This is a genomic window from Brevundimonas variabilis, from assembly GCF_014199945.1.
Classification (GTDB): domain Bacteria; phylum Pseudomonadota; class Alphaproteobacteria; order Caulobacterales; family Caulobacteraceae; genus Brevundimonas; species Brevundimonas variabilis.
In genome coordinates, this window is the sequence record NZ_JACHOR010000003.1 from 279,294 (window position 1) to 297,803 (window position 18,510).

The following is an 18,510-nucleotide window of genomic DNA, read 5'->3' on the forward strand; positions in this document are numbered from 1 at the left end:
GTTACCACCGGCGTTCGAAGCGCCGACGCAGCAGGATCGCGGCGGCGTTCATGACGATCATGAAGGCAAGGAGCACCAGAATGGCCGCAGCCGTCCGCTCGTGGAACGCCCGCTCCGAAGCGTTCTCCCAGATATAGACCAGCGACGGCAGGGCGCCCGTGGGCTCGGTCAGGCCGCCAGGGATGCCCGGGACGAAGCTGACCATGCCGATGAGCAGCAGCGGGGCTGTCTCGCCGAGTGCATGGGCCATGGAAATGATGGTGCCGGTCATGACGCCGGGCATCGCCAGCGGCAGGACATGCTGGAACACCGTCTGGGTCTTCGAGGCCCCCATGGCCAGTGCAGCTTCCCGGATCGAAGGCGGCACGGCCTTCAAAGATGACCGGGTCGCGATGATGATGGTCGGCAGGGCCATCAGGGCCAGCACCAGCCCCCCGACAAGGGGAGAGGATCGCGGCAGGTTCATCCAGTTGATGAACAGCGCCACGCCCAGCAGGCCGTAGACGATCGACGGCACGGCCGCGAGATTGTTGATGTTGACCTCGATCAGGTCGGTGAGCCGGTTCCGGGGGGAAAACTCTTCAAGATAGACGGCCGCACCGACGCCGATCGGGATCGCGATCAGGGCGGTCACCAGCAGCATCAGCGCCGACCCGACGACAGCCCCGAGCACGCCGGCCTGTTCGGGCTCGGTCGAGTCCCCGTTCTGGAACAGGGCCGAGTTGAACTTGGCCTGCACTGCACCGTCGGACTTGAGTTGATCCAGCCAGGCCATTTGCTGATCCGACACACGACGCTGGTCGGAGGGCGTTTCAGCGGTGATCTCGCCCTTGTAGTAGAGGTCCGCCTCGTCCGAGACCGGTGCCGTGACGGGCACGGTCTGGCCAATCAGTGCCGGGTTCTCGCGGATCATCGCGGCAGCGCGGAACTTCAGTTCCGACGACAGCAGCGTCCGCATCGCCGTCGCCTGGGTGCCCTGGGCATCGTCGGTGATGCCGAAGCGGGCCAGCTGCTGCTCCGCGACCAGAAGCTGGAAGTTGGTCCCTTGGGGGTAGGTCCGGTCGATGCGCGCCGGATCCATGTAGACCGGTATCGTTAGCTCATGCGCATAGAAGGCCGTGTGGCCCTGTTCGATGATCCGGCCCAGAAGCAGAAGCAGGAAGCCAACCGCGACCGCAATCGCCATCACGCCATACAGTTTGAAGCGGCGCTCGCGGGCATAGCGTGCCTTCAGCCCGGCCTGCAGCCGGTCTGTGCGGGCCTTGACCGGAGCGACGCTCATGTCGGGGGCGGCCTCAGTCATATTGCTCACGATATTTCTGCACGATCCGCTGGGCCACGATGTTCAGCAGGAGGGTCACGAGGAAAAGGGTCAGGCCGAGGCCGAAAGCCGCCAGCGTCTTGGGACTGTCGAACTCCTGGTCGCCCGTCAGCAGCGTCACGATCTGGACCGTGACCGTGGTGACCGTATCCAGGGGATTGAGCGTCAGATTGGCCGCCAGCCCCGCCGCCATGGTCACGATCATCGTCTCGCCAATGGCGCGCGACATGGCCAGAAGAAGGGCTCCGGCAATCCCGGGCAGGGCCGCCGGAAGCAGGACGCGCTTGACCGTCTCGGACTTGGTCGCACCCATGGCATAGGACCCGTCGCGGAGGCTCTGCGGGACGGCGTTGATGATGTCGTCCGAAAGGGACGAGACGAACGGGATCAGCATGATCCCCATGACGGCACCCGCGACGAGGGCCATCTGGTTCTGGACCAGCATCAGATACTGACCCAGACCATCGAGCGGCCCGCCGACCATCAAGGCTCCAAGGCCGTTGAACGCCTCCCGGAAAGCCGGTCCTACGGTCAGGGCGGCAAAGAAGCCGTAGACGACTGTGGGAACGCCGGCGAGGATCTCGAGGATCGGCTTGAACACGGCCCGCGACGTGCGGCTGGCATACTCAGACAGGTAGATCGCCGAAAACAGACCGATCGGGGCCGCAACGAGCATCGCGATCAGCATGATCAGAAATGTGCCCGCAAACAGCGGCACAGCGCCGAAGGCACCGGTCGATCCGACCTGATCCGCCCGAATGGCGATCTGCGGGCTCCATTGCGTGCCGAACAGAAACTCGGCGATCGGCACCGACTGGAAGAAGCGAAGGCTGTCCCAAAGCAGGGAGAAGACGATGCCCAGCGTCGTCAGGACCGCCACGACCGAACACGTGAAGAGCACCCCGCCGATCCAGCCTTCGACACGGTTTCGCGCGCGAAGGGTCGGAGAGATGCGAGTGTACACGAACAGCCCGCCAAGCGTGGCCGCCACCAGGGCCCCCACGATGCAGCCCAGGCTGAGAAGACGAGACAGGTCGCCGTAACGGCGCGCTTCCTGTGTCAGTTGTTCGGCGAGCGCCTGCGGCCAGATCTGATGCGGCTGCTGGCCAGCACTGACAAGCCGCGCATCGTTGAAAAAGGCGTCTCGCCGGAACGGCTCCAGCTGGGCAATGGAGTCCGGAGCCCCGGCCTGCATGACCGATTGCTCGATTGGACCCGAAAAGATTGCGGCTGCCAGCAGGACCACCAGGGCCGGAACACCCACCCAGATCAGCGCATAATAGCCATGCTGGCTCGGGCGCGAATGAGCCTTGATGGCACTCGCGCCGGCCCGCCGGGACGCGATTTCACGCCCTCCGAAGAAGGCCAGCGCCGACAGCGCGATCAGAACGGGCAGAAATAACCAGATCATTGCGGGCCGGTAAGGCGTCTCGGATTCAGGACGCGCCGGGAGCGGCTTGTCTGCGCCGATCACTGCCCTGAGTTGGCAAGCGGATTAAGACGAAGACATGACAGTTCCATAACACCGACGGGCAAGCGTCACTGCAGCTCGACGGACTCCGCCCGGTCGGCCGCCATCGGGAAGAAGGCACTGAAAATGGCCCCCTCTCCGGGCGCACTTTCGACGGACAGTCCTCCGCGATGACGATTCACGATGTGTTTGACGATGGCCAGGCCAAGCCCGGTGCCGGCCCGTTCGCCGCTCTTCTGCCCCTCGACCCGGTAGAAGCGCTCCGTCAGCCGCGGAAGATGCTCACGGGCCAGGCCAGGCCCATGATCACGGACCGTCACGAGCACATAGCGCGCACCGACCTCACGATCGGGCGTCAGGAGCGAAAGACGGGTCGCGCCCTCCATGCGAGCCTTCATCGTCTCGTCCAGAGCAAGGTCCGTTTCGACGGCGATCTCCACGGTCCCGTCGCGAGGCGAATATTTGATGGCATTATCGATCAGGTTCTGGATCACCTGGACGATCTCGTCCCGCTCTCCGTCAATGACCGCCCTGCGAGCTCCGTCAAGCACGAGCGAGATGCCCTTTTCATGGGACAGGACACTGACGGCATCCAGGACATCGGACGCCGCCCTCGGCAGATCCACGCGACCGGACGGCGGAATATGCTCGTTCAGCTCGATACGGCTGAGGGACAGCAGGTCGGCCACAAGTCGGCTCATCCGCTCCGCCTGGGTGGCCATGATGTCGAGAAACCGGTCACGCGCCACAGCGTCATCGCGCGCGTGGCCCTTGAGGGTTTCGATGAAGCCGCTGAGCGAGGCCAGCGGGGTCCGCAGCTCATGGCTCGCATTGGCGAGGAAATCGACACGCATCAGTTCCATTCGCCGCACGTCTGTCTCGTCGCGCAAGCCAAGAAGCGCGAGCGATCCTGTCGTTGCCGAAGGCAGAGGCCGAACCCAGGCCTTCCAGTGACGCGTCCTTGCGCCTGCCGCTGCATAGTCCGTCGTTCGCGAGATGCCGCCGAAAAGGGCCTCATCCACGGCTTCCAGCACATTGGGGTCCCGCACGGCCGACACCAGCAGACTGCCTTCGCGCTGGATCCGCAACAGGTCGCGGGCCGCACCGTTGGCCAGAACGATACGGCGGCCTGCGATGTCGTCCGCCTCACCGCCCGAGATAATCATGACGGGGTCGTTCAATGCCTCGAACACACTGTCCATCAAGGCCTGGGACGCCGGAAAGCGTGTCGCCTCGCCGTCTTCGCCCTCTCCGATCGGGCTGATCTGGGTTGACCCGGAGCGACGGCTCCCCAGCCATGTCACGAATCCCACGACCACCGCTCCGGACAAGAGCCAGGCGGCCAGCTGCGGTTGGGCGACGGCGATCAACACCATGATCATCACCGCCAGCAGGCCGCTCGCCCCTGGCGTCCACAACCGTGACGACGCGAGCGGGGCGACAGGCGAAGGCGATTCGTCAAAGGGCATAGGCAGGGAACGGTCCGGCAGTCGCGACTCGGGCAAGGCCATGTCGGGTTGGTGTTTCCTACCGATAAACCACCACGCGTTGATGACGGTGGAAGGGAAATGTCCACCTTAACATTACGCGGATTTTTTACCTGTTTCAGCGATGATCGTCATGGAACGAGGAAAAGTCCGCTTTTGCAACGTCTTCTGGACATCGTCGCGCTGCCTGAAGACCTCGCAATGACGGTCTTGGCTGCCGCTATCTGTCTTTTGGGCGTCGCAATTGTCGGCATAGCGGCATTTGTGGCCGGTGCCAGACGTCGATCCCGTGCGGATGCACTGGATCAGATGCAGGAGGCGATCGAGGCCATGTCCGACGGACTGGCCCTCTTTGATTCCAGGGATCGGCTGATCGTCTGGAACGCCGAGTATACCGAAATGAACTCCAAGGACGCGGAAAGCCTGCGCTCCGGCATGAAGTTTGAGGACGTACTCCGGATCGGGCTGAAGAAGGGCCGTTACATCGAAGCGGTCGGTCGTGAGGAGGCGTGGATCGCCGAGCGGCTGGCTGCACGCGAGGCCTTGTCCAGTTCAATGGAACAGCAGTTAGCCGACGGCCGATGGCTGCGCGTCCAGGACCGGCGAACATCGGCAGGCGGTGTTGTGACGGTCTGTGCCGACATCACCGAGTTGAAACGCGACGCACAAGCCCTGTCCGATGCCCGGGACTCGGCGGAAGCGGCCAATCGGGCCAAATCCGAGTTCCTGGCCAATATGAGCCATGAGATCCGGACCCCGTTGAACGGCGTGATCGGGCTGGCCCAGGCCCTTGCGCGGACCGATCTGAGCCCGGGCCAGACCGAGATGCTGGATCTCATCCAGTCGTCGGGACATACCCTCCAGACCCTGCTCAGCGATATCCTGGATCTGGCGCGTGTCGAATCCGGACGACTGGAGCTGGCGGATCAGCCCTTTGATCTGACCCGAGCGGTCCACGAGGCCGCACAACTCTATCTGACGTCTGCGACGGAAAAGGGTCTGCAGTTCTTCGTCGATATTGATCCAGAGGCCGCAGTCTGGGTGCAGGGTGACGAGGTCCGGCTGAAGCAGGTGCTGACCAACCTCGTCTCCAACGCCGTCAAATTCACCTCCCAGGGCTTTGTCAGCCTGACCGTGACCCGCAGCGAGCGCGCGGACGGCGTTCCGCTGCTTCGATTCATGGTCGAGGACACGGGGGTCGGCTTTGACGCGGCCGCACGCGCCAGGCTCTTTACCCGGTTTGAACAGGCGGATGGCACGATCACGCGGCGGTTTGGCGGATCCGGCCTCGGGCTGGCGATCTGCCGACAGCTTGCGGAAATGATGGCGGGGGATCTCGACTGCGAAAGCGAGCCCGGCGGCGGGTCGGCCTTCATCCTGACGGTTCCATTGCGCGAGGCGACGGCACCCAAGGCGATCAGGGACAGCGAGGCCTCCCCCGTCGAAAGTGACGCGCGCACGGTGCGCGTCCTTGTTGCGGATGACCATCCGACCAATCGCAAGGTGGTCGAGCTGATCCTGGGTCAGACCGGGGTCGATCTCGTTCAGGTCGAGGATGGGGCTCAGGCCCTGAACGCATTTCAGGCCGACACCTTTGATCTGGTGCTGATGGACATGCAGATGCCAGTCATGGACGGCCTGACGGCGACCCGCGAGATTCGCGCGCACGAAGCCTCTCTCGGCCGGACGCCGGTGCCCATCATCATGCTGACGGCCAACGCCTTGCCGGACCATGTCGCTGCCAGCAAGGCAGCCGGAGCCAGTCGGCATCTGGCCAAGCCTTTCGACGCCATGGAACTGCTGTCGATCGTGGCCGAACTCATTGCAGAGCCGAAGGCGCTGGCAGCCTGAGCCACCAGCGCCTGTGCGGGCCTATTCGTATCCGTGGGCCGCTTCGTTGATGACCTGGGAGGGCATCGACGAGAAGTCGACGGCCACCGGCTTGGCGGCCTTGGCCTGAAACGTCTTGATGACGTGTTCGAGGCGGCGACGAACCTCCTTTTCGCTGTCCGAACCGGCGTCCAGGTTCAGGGGGGCGAGGCAGAAGTCGATGATGGCGGAAGGACGGCTCAGGGGTTCCATGGGTATGCTCCTTAGGCGGCTTTGAACTGGGCGGTTTCGGTCGAATCCTTCAGCGCCGTCGTCGACGACTGGCCGTTGGAGATCACGGTCGCGACCTGGTCGAAATAGCCGGTACCGACTTCGCGCTGGTGGCGGGTCGCGGTGTAGCCAATGGCTTCATTGGCGAACTCGCGCTGCTGCAGCTCCGAATAGGCCGACATGCCGCGCTCGCGATATCCGTCAGCCAGCTCGAACATGCCGTTGTTCAGGCTGTGGAAACCGGCCAGGGTCACGAACTGGAACTTGTAGCCCATGGCTCCCAGCTCACGCTGGAACTTGGCGATCGTGGCGTCATCCAGCTTGGCCTTCCAGTTGAAGGACGGCGAGCAGTTGTAGGCCATCAGCTTGCCGGGATGCTCCTTCTGGATGGCCTCGGCAAAGCGTTTGGCGTCGTCCAGATCCGGATGGGACGTTTCCCACCACAGCAGGTCGGCGATGTTGGCATAGGACAGGCCTCGCGCGATGCAGTGATCCAGGCCCGTGCCTTCCTTGAGCCGGAAGAAGCCTTCGGGCGTGCGGTTGTCGCGGTCGATAAAGGGCTGATCGCGCTCGTCGATGTCCGAGGTGATCAGCTGGGCGCTTTCGGCGTCGGTGCGAGCCACGGTGATGGTCGGCGTTCCCATCACGTCTGCGGCCAGACGCGCCGCCACCAGGTTGCGCTCATGCGCCTGCGTCGGGATCAGGACCTTGCCGCCCAGGTGACCGCACTTCTTTTCCGAGGCCAACTGGTCCTCGAAATGGACGCCGGCCGCGCCGGCCTCGATGAAGGCCTTCATGATCTCGAAGGAGTTCAGCGGGCCGCCGAAGCCGGCCTCGGCATCGGCAACAATCGGGGCGAACCAGTCACGCTTGGCACCGCCCTCGGCGTGCTCGATCTGGTCGGCGCGCTGGAGGGTGCGATTGATGCGGCGGCAAAGTTCCGGGGCCGCATTGGCCGGATACAGCGACTGGTCGGGGTACATGGCCCCGGCCGTGTTGGCGTCGGCAGCGACCTGCCAGCCCGACAGATAGATCGCCTTCAGGCCCGCACGGACCATCTGCATCGCCTGGTTGCCGGTCACAGCGCCCAGGGCATTGATGTAGGGCTCGGTGTGCAGCAGCTCCCAGAGCCGGTTGGCTCCGCGCTCGGCCAGGGTGTGGGTAATGGGCACCGAACCGCGCAGGCGCAGAACATCCTCTGGGGTGTAGGGGCGCTGAATGCCGTCGAAACGGCCAGCGGGCGAAGGAACCAGGTCGGCGAAGGTGGTCATGACGTGCTCTTGGATCTCGAATGACGTCGCCACGATCGTCGTGACGGCACGAACCAGAGACCATGCGGCTGTCATCTTTGATACACTTGGAGGCGTCCGTTTCGTGTCATGTTGTCATATCGTGACCCTTGCAATCTTGTCATGATGTGACATCGTGCCGGTATGGACGTATCTGCCGACCGCAAGCTGTTCCTGGGTGCCCGGCTGAAGCGGTTGCGCCGCGAGCGCGGCCTGACCCAGACGGCCATGGCCGTGGACCTGGGCGTTTCGCCCAGCTATCTGAACCACATCGAGCGCAACCAGCGACCTGTCTCGGCGCAGTTGCTGCTGCGACTGGCCGATGCCTATGACGTCGATCTTCGATCCCTGGGCCAGGCCGGCGTCGCGGGCGAGGCCGAACTGGCCGAGGTGCTGGCCGATCCCCTGTTTCAGGGGCTGGACGTGCCCCGGCACGAACTGGTCCAGATGGTGGACGATGCTCCGGGGGCGGCCGAGGCCCTCCTGCGGCTGTATCGCGCCTTTTCCGAACACCGCGACAGGGCCCGCGCCGCGCTGATCGATGGCGACGAGGGCTCGGCCGGCCCCTCCCCGGCCGACTGGGTGCGCGACTGGATCCAGGGCCGCGCCAACTATTTCCCCGAGCTGGACGGCCTTGGCGAGACTCTTCACGCGTCGCTGGACCCCAACATGACCGGCGAAGGGTGCGAGGCCTTGGCCCGGGCGCGGCTCGCTTCGCGGCACAATCTGACCGTCCGGATCATGCCGGCCGAGGTGATGGTGGAATGGACCCGGCGGTTCGACCCCCATCGACGCAGGCTGCTGCTGTCCGAGACGCTCGACCCGTCTTCACGGGCCTTTGCCATCGCCTACCAGCTGGCGCTCAGCGAACACGAGCCAGAGCTGAATGCCCTCGCCGATGCCGCGCGCGCGCCCGACGCGGCGACCCGGTCCCTGCTCAAGGTCTCGCTGACCAACACCCTCGCGGCGGCGATCCTCATGCCCTATGCGGCATTCCAGCGGCTGGCCGAGGCCAGCGGCTATGACATCGCCCGGCTTCAGGCCCGGTTTTCGGTGTCCTACGAACAGGTCGCGCACCGGCTGACGACCCTGTCGCGTCCGACGGCGCGCGGCGTGCCCTTCTTCCTGATCCGGGTGGACCAGGCCGGCAATGTCTCGAAGCGCTATGCTGCCGGGGCCTTCCCCTTTGCCCGCTTTGGCGGGGCCTGTCCGCGCTGGCGACTGCATTCCGCCTTCCGCACACCGGGGCGGCTGGTGACCCAGATCATCGAGACGCCGGACGGCGGTCGCTGGTTCACCCTGGCGCGCACCGTGGATCGTCAGGGTGCGACCATGGTCTCGGGCGGCCACCGGGAGCGTTACGACCTCGCCATCGGCCTGGGGTGCGAGCTCAAGGATGCCCACCGCCTGATCCACGCAAGGGGTCTGGACCTCGCAGCCCCGGACGTCACGCCGATCGGGCCCGCCTGCCGCCTTTGCCACCGCCACCCCTGTGCCGAACGCGCCGCACCGCCTGTCGACCGCCCCCTGACCGTCGACGACTGGTCAAAATCGGTCAGCCCCTATCCGTTTGCCGTGGGGTAGAGCGACGCGATCAAAGTTCCTTCTCCCCTTGCGGGAGAAGGTGCCCCGGAGGGGCGGATGAGGGGTCAGGCGGGCGGATGTGAATTGCTGGGTCAGTTCGTTTTACCGAACTGCGACCCCTCATCCGTCACGCTCCGCGCGCCACCTTCTCCCGCAAGGGGAAAAGGAATTGAGAGCCCCAGCGCTCGCTGTGCCGCCGCCAGTTCCTCTGCCATCACGGTCCGCAGCCGCTCCGGCGCGACGATCGTGACCTGACGGCCCCAGGTGAACAGATGCCACGCCAGTTCGCGCATCCCCGAGGCCCGCAGCCGCACGATCACCGACCCGTCGGGTTGGTCCTCCAGCGATTGCGAGGGATGCCAGCGCCAGGCCCGGGCCTCGGTCGCGCCGTCAGCCGAGATGCGCAGCACGACGTCCTCGATGGCGTCCTGGTAGATGCCGAAGGACTGGTCGGCGAAGGTCTGCAGATCAAACCCTTCTGGCGGAGCGGCATAGCCGGCCAGGGCCTCCAAGGCCGTCATGCGATCGAGGCGGAACGTCTGAATCTTGCCGGTCTCGCGGTCAGCGGCCACCAGATAGTTGGCGCGGCCGAACATCACCCCGCAGGCGGCCATGACCCGCCGCCGCGGCGCGGCACCGGGACGGGCATAGTCAAACGCCAGCGGCGACCGGGCCAGCACCGCGCTGCGGATGGTCTGCAGCAGGGCATCGTCCGCAGACGGGCGGGGCCCCGCCTGGATGGCCGTGGTCTCGGCATCTTGAAGGGCCTCGAGGTCCGGGGCCATTCGGGTCAGGGTCGCGGACCGCATGGCCGATTTCAGCTTCCGCTCCAGCCCCTCCAGCGCAGCGGCACGACCGGGTTCGCCAGCGGTCCGCAAGGCCTGAGCCGCCTTGGACAACTCAAGCAGTTCCATCGCGGTCGGGGCCTGCTCGAAGGCCGATAATCCACCGCGGATACGCCAGCGCTTGAACGGCGGATCGAAAACCTCTTCCACCGCAGGGAACAGCATCAGGACGGCATCGCGGAGGCGTTCGGCAGAGCGCCGCGTCGTGCCAAGGTCCCGCGCCATCTCGTCGAGGGTCAGCCCTTCAGCCGACGCCGCCAGACGCCGGGCCAGATCGATGACCACCATGGCCTTGTCATGCCGCAATCCAGACGCCTTTCACCAATACGACCGATTCTGTCGTAACAGTGCCTTACACCCTGATCATCAGCAAGACACACCGTCTTTGAGGAGATCATCATGGCCTTCGCTTCCAGTGCCCACGCCGCCGTCAATGCCAGCCGCTATCTGATCGTCCCGTGCGAGGCCGACGGCTGCGGCGACCTGGCCATCATCTGGGACCGGCTGGAAGAACAGGTCATCGATGTGATCGATGCCGCCGCCAGCGCCCGCTACTCCGACGAGGACGCACTCTGGGACGAGGCGCGGTCTGACTGGGGCCGCGACGACTTCCGCATGGCCGCCTGAAGGCTTCCCCTACCGGCGCGCGACCTGCTAACGCGTGGCCGCGCCCGACCGAGCGGCGTTTGAAGCCCGACGCATGACAACGAAATCTTCCGTGCCGCGTACCGCCTACGTCGCCTATGCCCTCGCGATCGTGGTCATTCTCCTCGACCAGTGGACCAAATACACGGTCCTCGGCTCGGTCGATGCCTCGGACATCGTCCTGATCCCGGATGGATACCGGTTCGCCACGATCATTCCCGGCCTGTTCGACCTGACCATGGTCCGGAACACGGGCGTGAGTTTCGGACTGTTTGGAGGCGGCGGCGCGCGGTGGGCCCTGGCGGTCTTCTCGATCATCGTTGCGGGCGGCCTGATCTGGTGGGCGACCCGCGCGGACCGGCCCTTGCTGATCGGGGCCATCGGACTGGTCATCGGCGGTGCCATCGGCAATGCGATCGACCGCATCCGCTTCGGCTATGTCATCGATTTTCTCGACTTCTCGGACACCGGCCTGTTCCCCTGGGTGTTCAACATTGCCGACAGCGCCATCAGCGTCGGCGTGGTGTTGCTGGTTCTCGACAGCCTGATGTCGGAGCGAAAGCCGGCAACGGTTGGCGACGCCAACGAAAAGGCGTAATCACCCGCTCTTGACTAACGTCAGACCTAGCGCCCGCACGGGCCGCCCCGGAGCCAGTCCAGACCCATGCGTATCCGTAACGTCGCCGTCGTCAGCCTCGTCGCCCTGTCCACCCTCGCCCTGGGGGCCTGTGGTGGCCTGCGCCAGAGCATCGGCCTGACCAAGGTCGTGCCGGACGAGTTCCTGACCGTGTCTACCGCGCCGCTGTCGGTGCCGCCCGAGTACGGCCTGCGTCCGCCTGCACCCGGTCAGCCGCGCCCGCAGGAGCTGGCCCCCGAGAGCGCCGCGCGCCAGATCCTGCTGGGTCAGCGCCAGTCGGTGACGCGCACGCCCGGCGAACAGGCGCTCGTGACCGCTGCCGGTGCTGATCGCGCCGACCCGCTGGCCCGCTATGTGGTCGACGACGAGTTCGGCGACATCGCGCACAAGGAAGAAAGCTTCGCCAACCGCGTCATGTTCTGGCGCCGCGACGATGCCTCCACCCAGGCCCCCACAGTCAGCCAGACCGCCCAGGGCGCCGTGACCATCGACCCGGCCACGGAAGCGGCCCGGGTCCAGGCCCTGACCGGTGGACAGCAGGGCGTATTGATCGCTCCGCGTCGTTCGAGCGGGTTCAAGCTCCCCGGGCTGTAAGACGGCAAAACGGCCGACTTGCCAGACGGACGTCAGTTCTTATTGTAAACGGACACCCTTCAAAGGCGTCCGAAATGTCCGAACCCCTCGATCTCGCCAGCCTGTCCGGTCTCGAGCAACTGGAAGCCATCCTCGCCGGGCATATCAAGGTGCCGATTGCCGGGACCCTCGGATACGGGCCGGTAGAGGTCGAGAAGGGTCGGGTCGTGTTCGAGGGCACGCCGACGCTGGCCGCCTACAATCCGATTGGTTCGGTTCATGGCGGCTGGATGGCGACGCTGCTCGATTCGGCCTGCGCCTGCGCCGTCCATTCGATGCTGAAACCCGGCCAGGCCTATACGACCCTCGAGATCAAGACGGTCTTCCACAAGGCACTGAAGGCCGGTATCCCGGTGCGTGCCGAAGGGCGGATCGTGCAGATGGGCCGTCGTGCAGGGTTTTCAGAGGCGGATCTGCGCGGCGTCGACGGCACGCTGTATGCCACCGCGACGTCGACCTGCCTGGTGATGGAAAGACCGAGATAGGTCCTCCGCCGCTCATCCCGGCGAAAGCCGGGACCCAGTCCTTGGGCTGCAATGTCCCGAGCAGCTCAGTTGTAAACGCCGAACGCCCCGCATTGCGAAAGCACTGGGTCCCGGCTTTCGCCGGGATGAATGGGGCTAAACCGGCGTGGCCGGCTGCAAACGCCACGCCTGCGCGAGCCGCTCGATCCGGTCCGGCCGTGTGTCAAACACATGGTCGCCGATTGCCGCGACCGCGCAGGCCGGCGTAGAACTGTTGCAGAAGAAGGCCCCGTCGAACCGCGAAAGGTCCGCGACCCGGACGGGCCCGGTACTCTGGCTTATGCCCACCTCTGCCAGACCTCGCGCAATCAGCACCTGGGTCACTCCGGCCAGCATCGGGGCCTGTGGCCAAACCACCTGGTCCCCGGACAGGAAGCCGATGTTCCAGGTCGCGCCTTCGGAAATGATCCCGTCGGCATCGGCAAACAGGGCGTCATCGAATCCGGCCGCGCGCGCCAGACGGCGCGCCCGGATCAGACCCAGGGTGGCCGTGTGCTTGAGCTCGGCGGTCTCGCGGGCGTAGGTCTGGACTTTCAGCCGGACGCTGGATGCCAAGGGCGGGGGTGGCGGCGACACCGTGGTCATGACCTTGGGCCGGACCTGTGCTGACGGCGTGCGCGGCCAGATGTCCGGCGAGAACAGGCTGATACGCAGCCAGGCGTCCTGCTGACCGGCCAGGGCGATGCGCATCAGGTCGCGCAGCCGATCCTCGCCGATGCGTTCCCCGAAAAGTTCGGCAGCAGAGGTTTCCAGCCGCTCGAGGTGAAGATCGAGACCTCGCACCCCGCCGCCCTCCACCCGGAACGAGGTGTAGGCGCCGTAGTTGACCACGGCGAGATACTTAAGGTCGGCCTCCGTCGCCGGCTGCCCATCGATCAGGAACGCGCTCACGCCCGTCCCCGATCGCAGAAGGGATCAGTCCTCACCGGCCTCGCCGGCATCGCCTTCGTCCCCACCCGGCGTTTCGGCCAGACGTTCGACGGACACGACCTTTTCGCCTTCGCCGGTCTTGAAGATGGTGACGCCCTGACTGGAGCGGCCGACGATCCGGACCTGGCTGACGCGGGTGCGGATCATCTGGCCGCTCGAGGTGACCAGAAGCAGGTCGTCGGTCTCCTCCACCGGGAAGGCCGCTGCCAGACGCGTGCCTGCGCGACCACCCAGACCGTGAGCCGTCAGCCCCTGCCCGCCCCGGCCTGTGCGCCGGTATTCATAGGCCGAGGACCGTTTGCCGAAGCCGGTGTCCGTGACCGTCAGGATGAACTGTTCGGCCGCACCCAGGGCTGCGATCCGTTCTGGCGAGATCGGGGCGTCGCCGCCCGCCTCTGCGCCTTCGTCGTCAGCCTCTACGACCGGCGCCTCGTCCTCGACGGTGCCTTCGCTGGCGCGACGCATGGCATTGGCGTGTTTGACATAGGCCGCGCGCTCGTCCGGGGTGGCGTCGACCCGGCCGAGGACAGCCATGGAGATGACCGCGTCATCGCCCTGAAGCCTTACGCCGCGCACGCCGGTCGAATCCCGGCCCTTGAAGACACGGACGTCGTCCGCCTTGAAGCGGATGGCGCGACCGAGGGCCGTCGTCAGCAGGACATCGTCCTCGCTGGTGCAGATCGCGACGCCGACCATATGGTCCCCGTCTTCCAGCTTCATGGCGATCTTGCCGGCACGGTTGACGCTGGCGAAGTCGGACAGCTTGTTCCGGCGCACATCGCCCGAGCGGGTGGCGAACATGATGTCGTAGTCGTGCCAGGTCGTCTCGTCCTCGGGCAGCGGCAGGACGTTCATGATGCTGTCGCCCGGCTCGATCGGCAGCAGGTTGACGAAGGCCTTGCCGCGCGAGGTCGGTCCGCCCAGCGGCAGGCGCCAGACCTTCAGCTTGTAGGCCTTGCCATTGGTCGCAAAGAACAGAACCGGGGTGTGGGTCGAGGCCGAGAAGACGCCCGTGATGGCATCCTCGTCCTTCATCGTCATGCCGGACTTGCCCTTGCCGCCGCGATGCTGGGTCCGGTAGGCGTTCAGGGCCACGCGCTTGACGTACCCGCCGTGGGTCACGGTCACGACCATGTCCTCGCGGGGGATCAGGTCCTCGTCCTCCATGTCGGCATCGCCTTCACCGATGGTGGTGCGGCGCGGCACGGCGAACTGCTCCTTCACATCCAGCAGGTCCGCCCGGATGATGGCCAGGATGTTGGCGCGGTCCGACAGGATGGTCAGGTGACCCTGGATCGTGTCGGCCAGTCCCTTCGCTTCGCCGAAGATGTCATCACGGCCGAGGCCGGTCAGGCGGCTGAGGGTCAGGGCCAGGATGGCCCGGGCCTGCTCATCCGTCAGGGTCAGCTTGTTGCCCTCGACCAGCATCGAGCGCGGGTCGGCGATCAGCTCGACCAGAGCGATCATGTCAGCCACGGGCCAGGGCTTGGCCTGCAGGCGTTCGCGCGCCTCGGCCGGGTCCGCGGACGACCGGATGATGTGAATCACCTCGTCGATGTTCGCCACGGCCACAGCCAGGCCGACCAGGACGTGGCCCCGGTCCCGCGCCTTGGCCAGCTCGAATTTCACGCGCCGGACGACCACTTCCTCGCGGAACTCGAGGAAGACCTCGAGCATCTTGCGAAGGCCCATCTGCTCGGGACGCCCGTGGTTCAGCGCCAGCATGTTGACGCCGAACGAGGACTGCATCGTCGAATAGCGCCACAGCTGGTTCAGCACGACATCGCCGGATGCATCGCGCTTCAGCTCGATGACCAAGCGCATGCCCTGACGGTCGGATTCGTCGCGGACGTCGCTGATGCCCTCGATCCGCTTCTCGCGAACCATTTCGGCGATCCGTTCCTGCAGGGTCAGTTTGTTGACCTGGAACGGCAGCTCGGTGACCACGATCGCTTCGCGGTCCTTGCGGATCTCCTCGATCGTGGCCTTGCCGCGCACGATGACCGAGCCACGGCCTTCGCGCAGGGCGTTGCGGGGCGCCGTCCGGCCCATGATCTCGCCGCCCGTCGGGAAGTCGGGACCCGGCACGATGTCCAGCAGGGTGTCGTCGGACACCTCCGGATCGTCCAGCAGGGCAACGGCCGCGTCGATGATCTCGCCCAGATTATGCGGCGGGATGTTGGTGGCCATGCCGACCGCGATGCCACCGGCCCCGTTGACCAGCAGGTTCGGGATCCGGCTGGGCAGGACGACAGGTTCGAGTTCCTTCTCGTCGTAGTTCGGCTGGAAGTCGACGGTGTCCTTGTCGATGTCGGCCAGCAGGGCGACGGCCGCGGGGGCCATCCGCGCCTCGGTGTAACGCATCGAGGCCGGGGTATCGCCGTCGACGGAGCCGAAATTGCCCTGGCCATCGACCAGCATCAGCCCCATCGAGAACGGCTGGGCCATGCGGACCAGCGCCATATAGACCGACAGATCCCCGTGAGGGTGATAGCGGCCCAGCACGTCGCCCACGACCCGCGCGCATTTCGAATATGACCGCTCCGGGGTCATGTTCATCTCGTGCATCGCATACAGGATGCGGCGGTGAACGGGCTTCAGACCGTCGCGCGCATCCGGCAGGGCCCGGGACACGATGACGCTCATCGCATAGTCGAGATACGAGCGTTTGAGCTCGTCCTCGATGGTGATGGTCGAGATGTCGCCACCCTCGCCGGCAGGCGGGCGGGGAGGCGTGCCGCCACCCGTCTCAGGCACCGGAGGGTTGTCTTCGTAGGAGTCGTCGGTCAAGGATTTTGGGCTTTAACTGGCCGGAATCGGAACGTGATCCGCTGGCAGGATTTCTAGCATCCGAGGCCTCAATAGGCAAAGTTCGACAGGCATTGCCGCTTGTCCGTGAAAGGAAAGTTTCCATGCGCATGATCCCCCTCGTCGCCATCGCCGCTCTGGCTGCGGGCTGTGCAACAGCCCAGACGCCAGCCCCCAATGCTGCGCCTGCCCCTGCATCCACAACCGCTCCCGCGCCGACACCCGTCGCCACGGCCAGCCTGAAGACCGCCAGCGGTGCCGATGCGGGTACGGTGACGATGTTCGAAGGTCCGTCGGGCTTCCTGATGCGCGTCGAGGGCCAAGGCTGGCCACAGGGCTGGCATGGCGTGCACCTCCACGCGGTCGGAACATGCGAAGGCCCCGGATTCACTTCAGCCGGGGCCCACGTCAATCATTCGGAAGGCGCACGCCCGCACGGTTTGCTGAACACCAATGGCGGACCTGACCTGGGCGATCTCCAGAACGTCTGGGCGGGTGCCGACGGCATGGCGAAGGCCGAGGTCTATCTGGCCAACACGGGCCAGGCCCCGGACCTGATGGACGCGGACGGCCTGTCGTTCCTCGTGCATGCCAATGCCGACGATCACGTCAGCCAGCCCATCGGCGGCGCCGGCGCTCGCATTGCCTGTGGGGTGTTCCAGCCCGCTGGCTAGGCCTTCGCGGCCCCGGCCCTGAGCCCCCGTTCGGCCAGGGCCACCACGGCAACCCCGCCCATCGTCAGGGCGGCCCCGGTCAGGATCTGGATTGTCAGCACGTCGCCGACAAAGAGCCAGCCGATCAGGACCGACACGACCGGCGTCGCGAGGAAATAGGGCGTCACCCGCCCGGCCTCGCGGCGCTGAACCAGCCAGAAGACGAGACTGGTTGCCAGAACCGACGACAGAACACCGGCCCAGGCCATGCACATCCAGATCAGCGGCGTAGCCTGCCGGACGGCATCGACCTGACCGGTCTCGGTGAAGGCCGAGGCGAAGGCCAGCGTCGGCAGGGCCACCAGCGCCAGCAGACCCTGCATCTTCAGCGGCGGGATGGACGTCGTCCGGCGCGCGATGACCGTGGTGATCGCCCAGGCGGCGCTGGCCCCGATCACCACGAGGATCGCCTTCCAGTCCTCCAGCGCATGCGGATCGGCCGTCATCCAGGCCACGCCTACGAAAGCAATGATCAGGCCTGAAAGCGCCGCCCGTGACAACTTCTCGCCGAGCAGGAGAAAGGCAAACAGGGCGGTGAACGGAATCCAGAGCTGGGCCGCAACCGAGACCGGGCTGACGTCATTGGCCAGCCAGAACGCCAGATAGATCAGACCATAGTGGATGGGCCCTCCGACCAGAACGATGATCAGAAGGCTTTTCCAGTTCGGGAACGGTGGCCGCACGAACCAGACGAGACACACAGACGCGATGGCAAACCTCAGCGCGCCCGTAAACATCGGCGGCAGGACCTCGGTCGCCACCTTGGCCGCAGCATTATTGACACCCCAGATGATGATGATCGCCACGATGGCGGCGATCTCCAGCAGGGTCAGGGCATGCGGTCGAACGGGAGGTCGAGCGGGGGCTTGCGTCGTCACGCGGCCGCTATCGCACGGCGAGACGCGGAACGCCCATCACGATCGGCGACTAGAACGGGATATCATCGTTCAGGTCATAGCTTTCCTTGGGACCCGACGGCTTGTTGGACCCACCCGTGGAGAAGCCGGACGAATAGTCGTCGTCGCCACGCCCGCCCCCGCCCTGACCGCCGCCGTAGCCGCCGCCGCCACCCTGCGACCCGCCTTCGCGGCCGCCCAGCATGGTCAGTTCGCCCTTGAACTTGCCGACGACGATCTCGGTAGAATACTTCTCGACACCGTCCTTGTCGGTCCACTTGCGGGTCTGGAGCGCGCCTTCGATATAGACGGTCGATCCTTTTTTCACATAGTTTTCAACGACCTTGACGATGTTGTCATTGAAGACGACGACCCGGTGCCACTCGGTCTTTTCCTTGCGCTCGCCACTGGACTTGTCGCGCCACTGTTCGGACGTGGCGATCGAGAGGTTGGCAATACGGTCGCCGTTCGGCATGGAGCGGATTTCCGGATCGCGGCCCAGGTTTCCCACCAGGATGACCTTGTTGACGCTGCCTGCCATGGAAAGTCTTTCTGTCTTGAGCCCGCGCCGTTCAGGCGACCAAAGGCGATGAAGGGTCGTCGCTGGTCAATTGACTAGCAGACATT

At 65.5% G+C, this 18,510-nt stretch carries 17 protein-coding genes; 7 read left to right on the plus strand and 10 right to left on the minus strand.

Translation table 11 applies throughout. From position 1 onward, the window contains the following. Position 1 precedes the first annotated feature (1 nt). The 3 genes from pstA to GGR13_RS10065 form a co-directional block, all read right to left on the minus strand. Positions 2-1,303, minus strand: a complete 1,302-nt coding sequence (gene pstA / locus GGR13_RS10055; RefSeq protein ID WP_183213646.1) for a phosphate ABC transporter permease PstA — start codon at positions 1,301-1,303, stop codon at positions 2-4. Beyond that, positions 1,296-2,732: a phosphate ABC transporter permease subunit PstC gene (gene pstC, locus GGR13_RS10060; RefSeq protein WP_183213394.1), complete on the minus strand. Its 1,437-nt coding sequence runs from the start codon at positions 2,730-2,732 to the stop codon at positions 1,296-1,298. The genes pstA and pstC overlap by 8 nt, the downstream gene beginning before the upstream one ends. A 128-nt stretch (positions 2,733-2,860) precedes the next feature. Next, positions 2,861-4,261 carry a sensor histidine kinase gene (locus GGR13_RS10065; RefSeq protein WP_183213395.1) on the minus strand — a complete coding sequence of 467 codons (1,401 nt, stop codon included), beginning with the start codon at positions 4,259-4,261 and terminating at the stop codon, positions 2,861-2,863. A 174-nt stretch (positions 4,262-4,435) separates the two neighbouring features. Here GGR13_RS10065 and GGR13_RS10070 point away from each other — a divergent pair, with 174 nt between their 5' ends. Then, a complete protein-coding gene (locus GGR13_RS10070; RefSeq protein ID WP_246347791.1) occupies positions 4,436-6,130 on the plus strand; it encodes an ATP-binding protein in 1,695 nt (564 codons plus the stop codon). Between the two features lie 21 nt (positions 6,131-6,151). On the opposite strand, the gene GGR13_RS10075 is transcribed toward GGR13_RS10070, so the two are convergent. Beyond that, positions 6,152-6,361 carry a hypothetical protein gene (locus tag GGR13_RS10075; RefSeq protein ID WP_183213397.1) on the minus strand — a complete coding sequence of 70 codons (210 nt, stop codon included), beginning with the start codon at positions 6,359-6,361 and terminating at the stop codon, positions 6,152-6,154. A gap of 11 nt (positions 6,362-6,372) precedes the next feature. After that, positions 6,373-7,650 (minus strand): isocitrate lyase, encoded by a 1,278-nt coding sequence (aceA, locus tag GGR13_RS10080; RefSeq protein ID WP_183213398.1) that lies wholly within the window; start codon positions 7,648-7,650, stop codon positions 6,373-6,375. Between the two features lie 162 nt (positions 7,651-7,812). Between aceA and GGR13_RS10085 the strand changes: the two genes are divergently transcribed. Next, the gene (locus GGR13_RS10085; protein ID WP_183213399.1) at positions 7,813-9,252 is read left to right on the plus strand and encodes a helix-turn-helix domain-containing protein; all 1,440 of its coding nucleotides are present in this window, start codon (positions 7,813-7,815) and stop codon (positions 9,250-9,252) included. 92 nt (positions 9,253-9,344) lie between these two features. Here GGR13_RS10085 and GGR13_RS10090 read toward each other — a convergent pair whose 3' ends face one another. Next, positions 9,345-10,385, minus strand: coding sequence for a helix-turn-helix transcriptional regulator (locus GGR13_RS10090; protein ID WP_484478987.1), 1,041 nt, complete (start codon positions 10,383-10,385; stop codon positions 9,345-9,347). Between the two features lie 111 nt (positions 10,386-10,496). Here GGR13_RS10090 and GGR13_RS10095 point away from each other — a divergent pair, with 111 nt between their 5' ends. From GGR13_RS10095 to GGR13_RS10110, 4 genes are all read left to right on the plus strand, one after another. After that, positions 10,497-10,724, plus strand: coding sequence for a hypothetical protein (locus GGR13_RS10095; protein ID WP_183213401.1), 228 nt, complete (start codon positions 10,497-10,499; stop codon positions 10,722-10,724). Positions 10,725-10,797: 73 nt separating this feature from the next. Then, complete coding sequence (gene lspA, locus GGR13_RS10100) at positions 10,798-11,340, plus strand: signal peptidase II (RefSeq protein ID WP_183213402.1); 543 nt, start codon at positions 10,798-10,800, stop codon at positions 11,338-11,340. A 66-nt stretch (positions 11,341-11,406) separates the two neighbouring features. Next, on the plus strand, positions 11,407-11,973 hold the full coding sequence (locus tag GGR13_RS10105; RefSeq protein ID WP_183213403.1) for a DUF3035 domain-containing protein: 567 nt from the start codon (positions 11,407-11,409) through the stop codon (positions 11,971-11,973). A gap of 74 nt (positions 11,974-12,047) precedes the next feature. Next, the gene (locus tag GGR13_RS10110; protein WP_183213404.1) at positions 12,048-12,497 is read left to right on the plus strand and encodes a PaaI family thioesterase; all 450 of its coding nucleotides are present in this window, start codon (positions 12,048-12,050) and stop codon (positions 12,495-12,497) included. Between the two features lie 135 nt (positions 12,498-12,632). Here GGR13_RS10110 and GGR13_RS10115 read toward each other — a convergent pair whose 3' ends face one another. Continuing rightward, positions 12,633-13,427 carry an aminotransferase class IV gene (locus tag GGR13_RS10115; RefSeq protein WP_183213405.1) on the minus strand — a complete coding sequence of 265 codons (795 nt, stop codon included), beginning with the start codon at positions 13,425-13,427 and terminating at the stop codon, positions 12,633-12,635. A gap of 24 nt (positions 13,428-13,451) precedes the next feature. After that, positions 13,452-16,256, minus strand: a complete 2,805-nt coding sequence (gyrA, locus tag GGR13_RS10120) for a DNA gyrase subunit A (RefSeq protein WP_221230599.1) — start codon at positions 16,254-16,256, stop codon at positions 13,452-13,454. Positions 16,257-16,384: 128 nt separating this feature from the next. Here gyrA and GGR13_RS10125 point away from each other — a divergent pair, with 128 nt between their 5' ends. Then, positions 16,385-16,948 (plus strand): superoxide dismutase family protein, encoded by a 564-nt coding sequence (locus tag GGR13_RS10125; protein WP_425486087.1) that lies wholly within the window; start codon positions 16,385-16,387, stop codon positions 16,946-16,948. On the opposite strand, the gene GGR13_RS10130 is transcribed toward GGR13_RS10125, so the two are convergent. Together GGR13_RS10130 and ssb are read right to left on the minus strand one after the other, a co-directional pair. After that, complete coding sequence (locus GGR13_RS10130) at positions 16,945-17,865, minus strand: EamA family transporter (protein WP_183213407.1); 921 nt, start codon at positions 17,863-17,865, stop codon at positions 16,945-16,947. The genes GGR13_RS10125 and GGR13_RS10130 overlap by 4 nt on opposite strands. A 49-nt stretch (positions 17,866-17,914) precedes the next feature. Then, complete coding sequence (gene ssb / locus GGR13_RS10135) at positions 17,915-18,424, minus strand: single-stranded DNA-binding protein (protein WP_183213408.1); 510 nt, start codon at positions 18,422-18,424, stop codon at positions 17,915-17,917. Positions 18,425-18,510 lie beyond the last annotated feature (86 nt).

Coding starts and splice junctions, on each gene's coding strand:
- GGR13_RS10095 (WP_183213401.1), top strand. CDS start 10,497: ATGGCCTTCGCTTCCAGTGCCCACGCCGCCGTCAATGCCAGCCGCTAT.
- GGR13_RS10075 (WP_183213397.1), bottom strand. CDS start 6,361: ATGGAACCCCTGAGCCGTCCTTCCGCCATCATCGACTTCTGCCTCGCC.
- ssb (WP_183213408.1), bottom strand. CDS start 18,424: ATGGCAGGCAGCGTCAACAAGGTCATCCTGGTGGGAAACCTGGGCCGC.
- GGR13_RS10090 (WP_484478987.1), bottom strand. CDS start 10,385: ATGGTGGTCATCGATCTGGCCCGGCGTCTGGCGGCGTCGGCTGAAGGG.
- GGR13_RS10085 (WP_183213399.1), top strand. CDS start 7,813: ATGGACGTATCTGCCGACCGCAAGCTGTTCCTGGGTGCCCGGCTGAAG.
- pstA (WP_183213646.1), bottom strand. CDS start 1,303: ATGACTGAGGCCGCCCCCGACATGAGCGTCGCTCCGGTCAAGGCCCGC.
- GGR13_RS10110 (WP_183213404.1), top strand. CDS start 12,048: ATGTCCGAACCCCTCGATCTCGCCAGCCTGTCCGGTCTCGAGCAACTG.
- GGR13_RS10105 (WP_183213403.1), top strand. CDS start 11,407: ATGCGTATCCGTAACGTCGCCGTCGTCAGCCTCGTCGCCCTGTCCACC.
- pstC (WP_183213394.1), bottom strand. CDS start 2,732: ATGATCTGGTTATTTCTGCCCGTTCTGATCGCGCTGTCGGCGCTGGCC.
- GGR13_RS10125 (WP_425486087.1), top strand. CDS start 16,385: ATGATCCCCCTCGTCGCCATCGCCGCTCTGGCTGCGGGCTGTGCAACA.
- GGR13_RS10065 (WP_183213395.1), bottom strand. CDS start 4,261: ATGCCCTTTGACGAATCGCCTTCGCCTGTCGCCCCGCTCGCGTCGTCA.
- lspA (WP_183213402.1), top strand. CDS start 10,798: ATGACAACGAAATCTTCCGTGCCGCGTACCGCCTACGTCGCCTATGCC.
- aceA (WP_183213398.1), bottom strand. CDS start 7,650: ATGACCACCTTCGCCGACCTGGTTCCTTCGCCCGCTGGCCGTTTCGAC.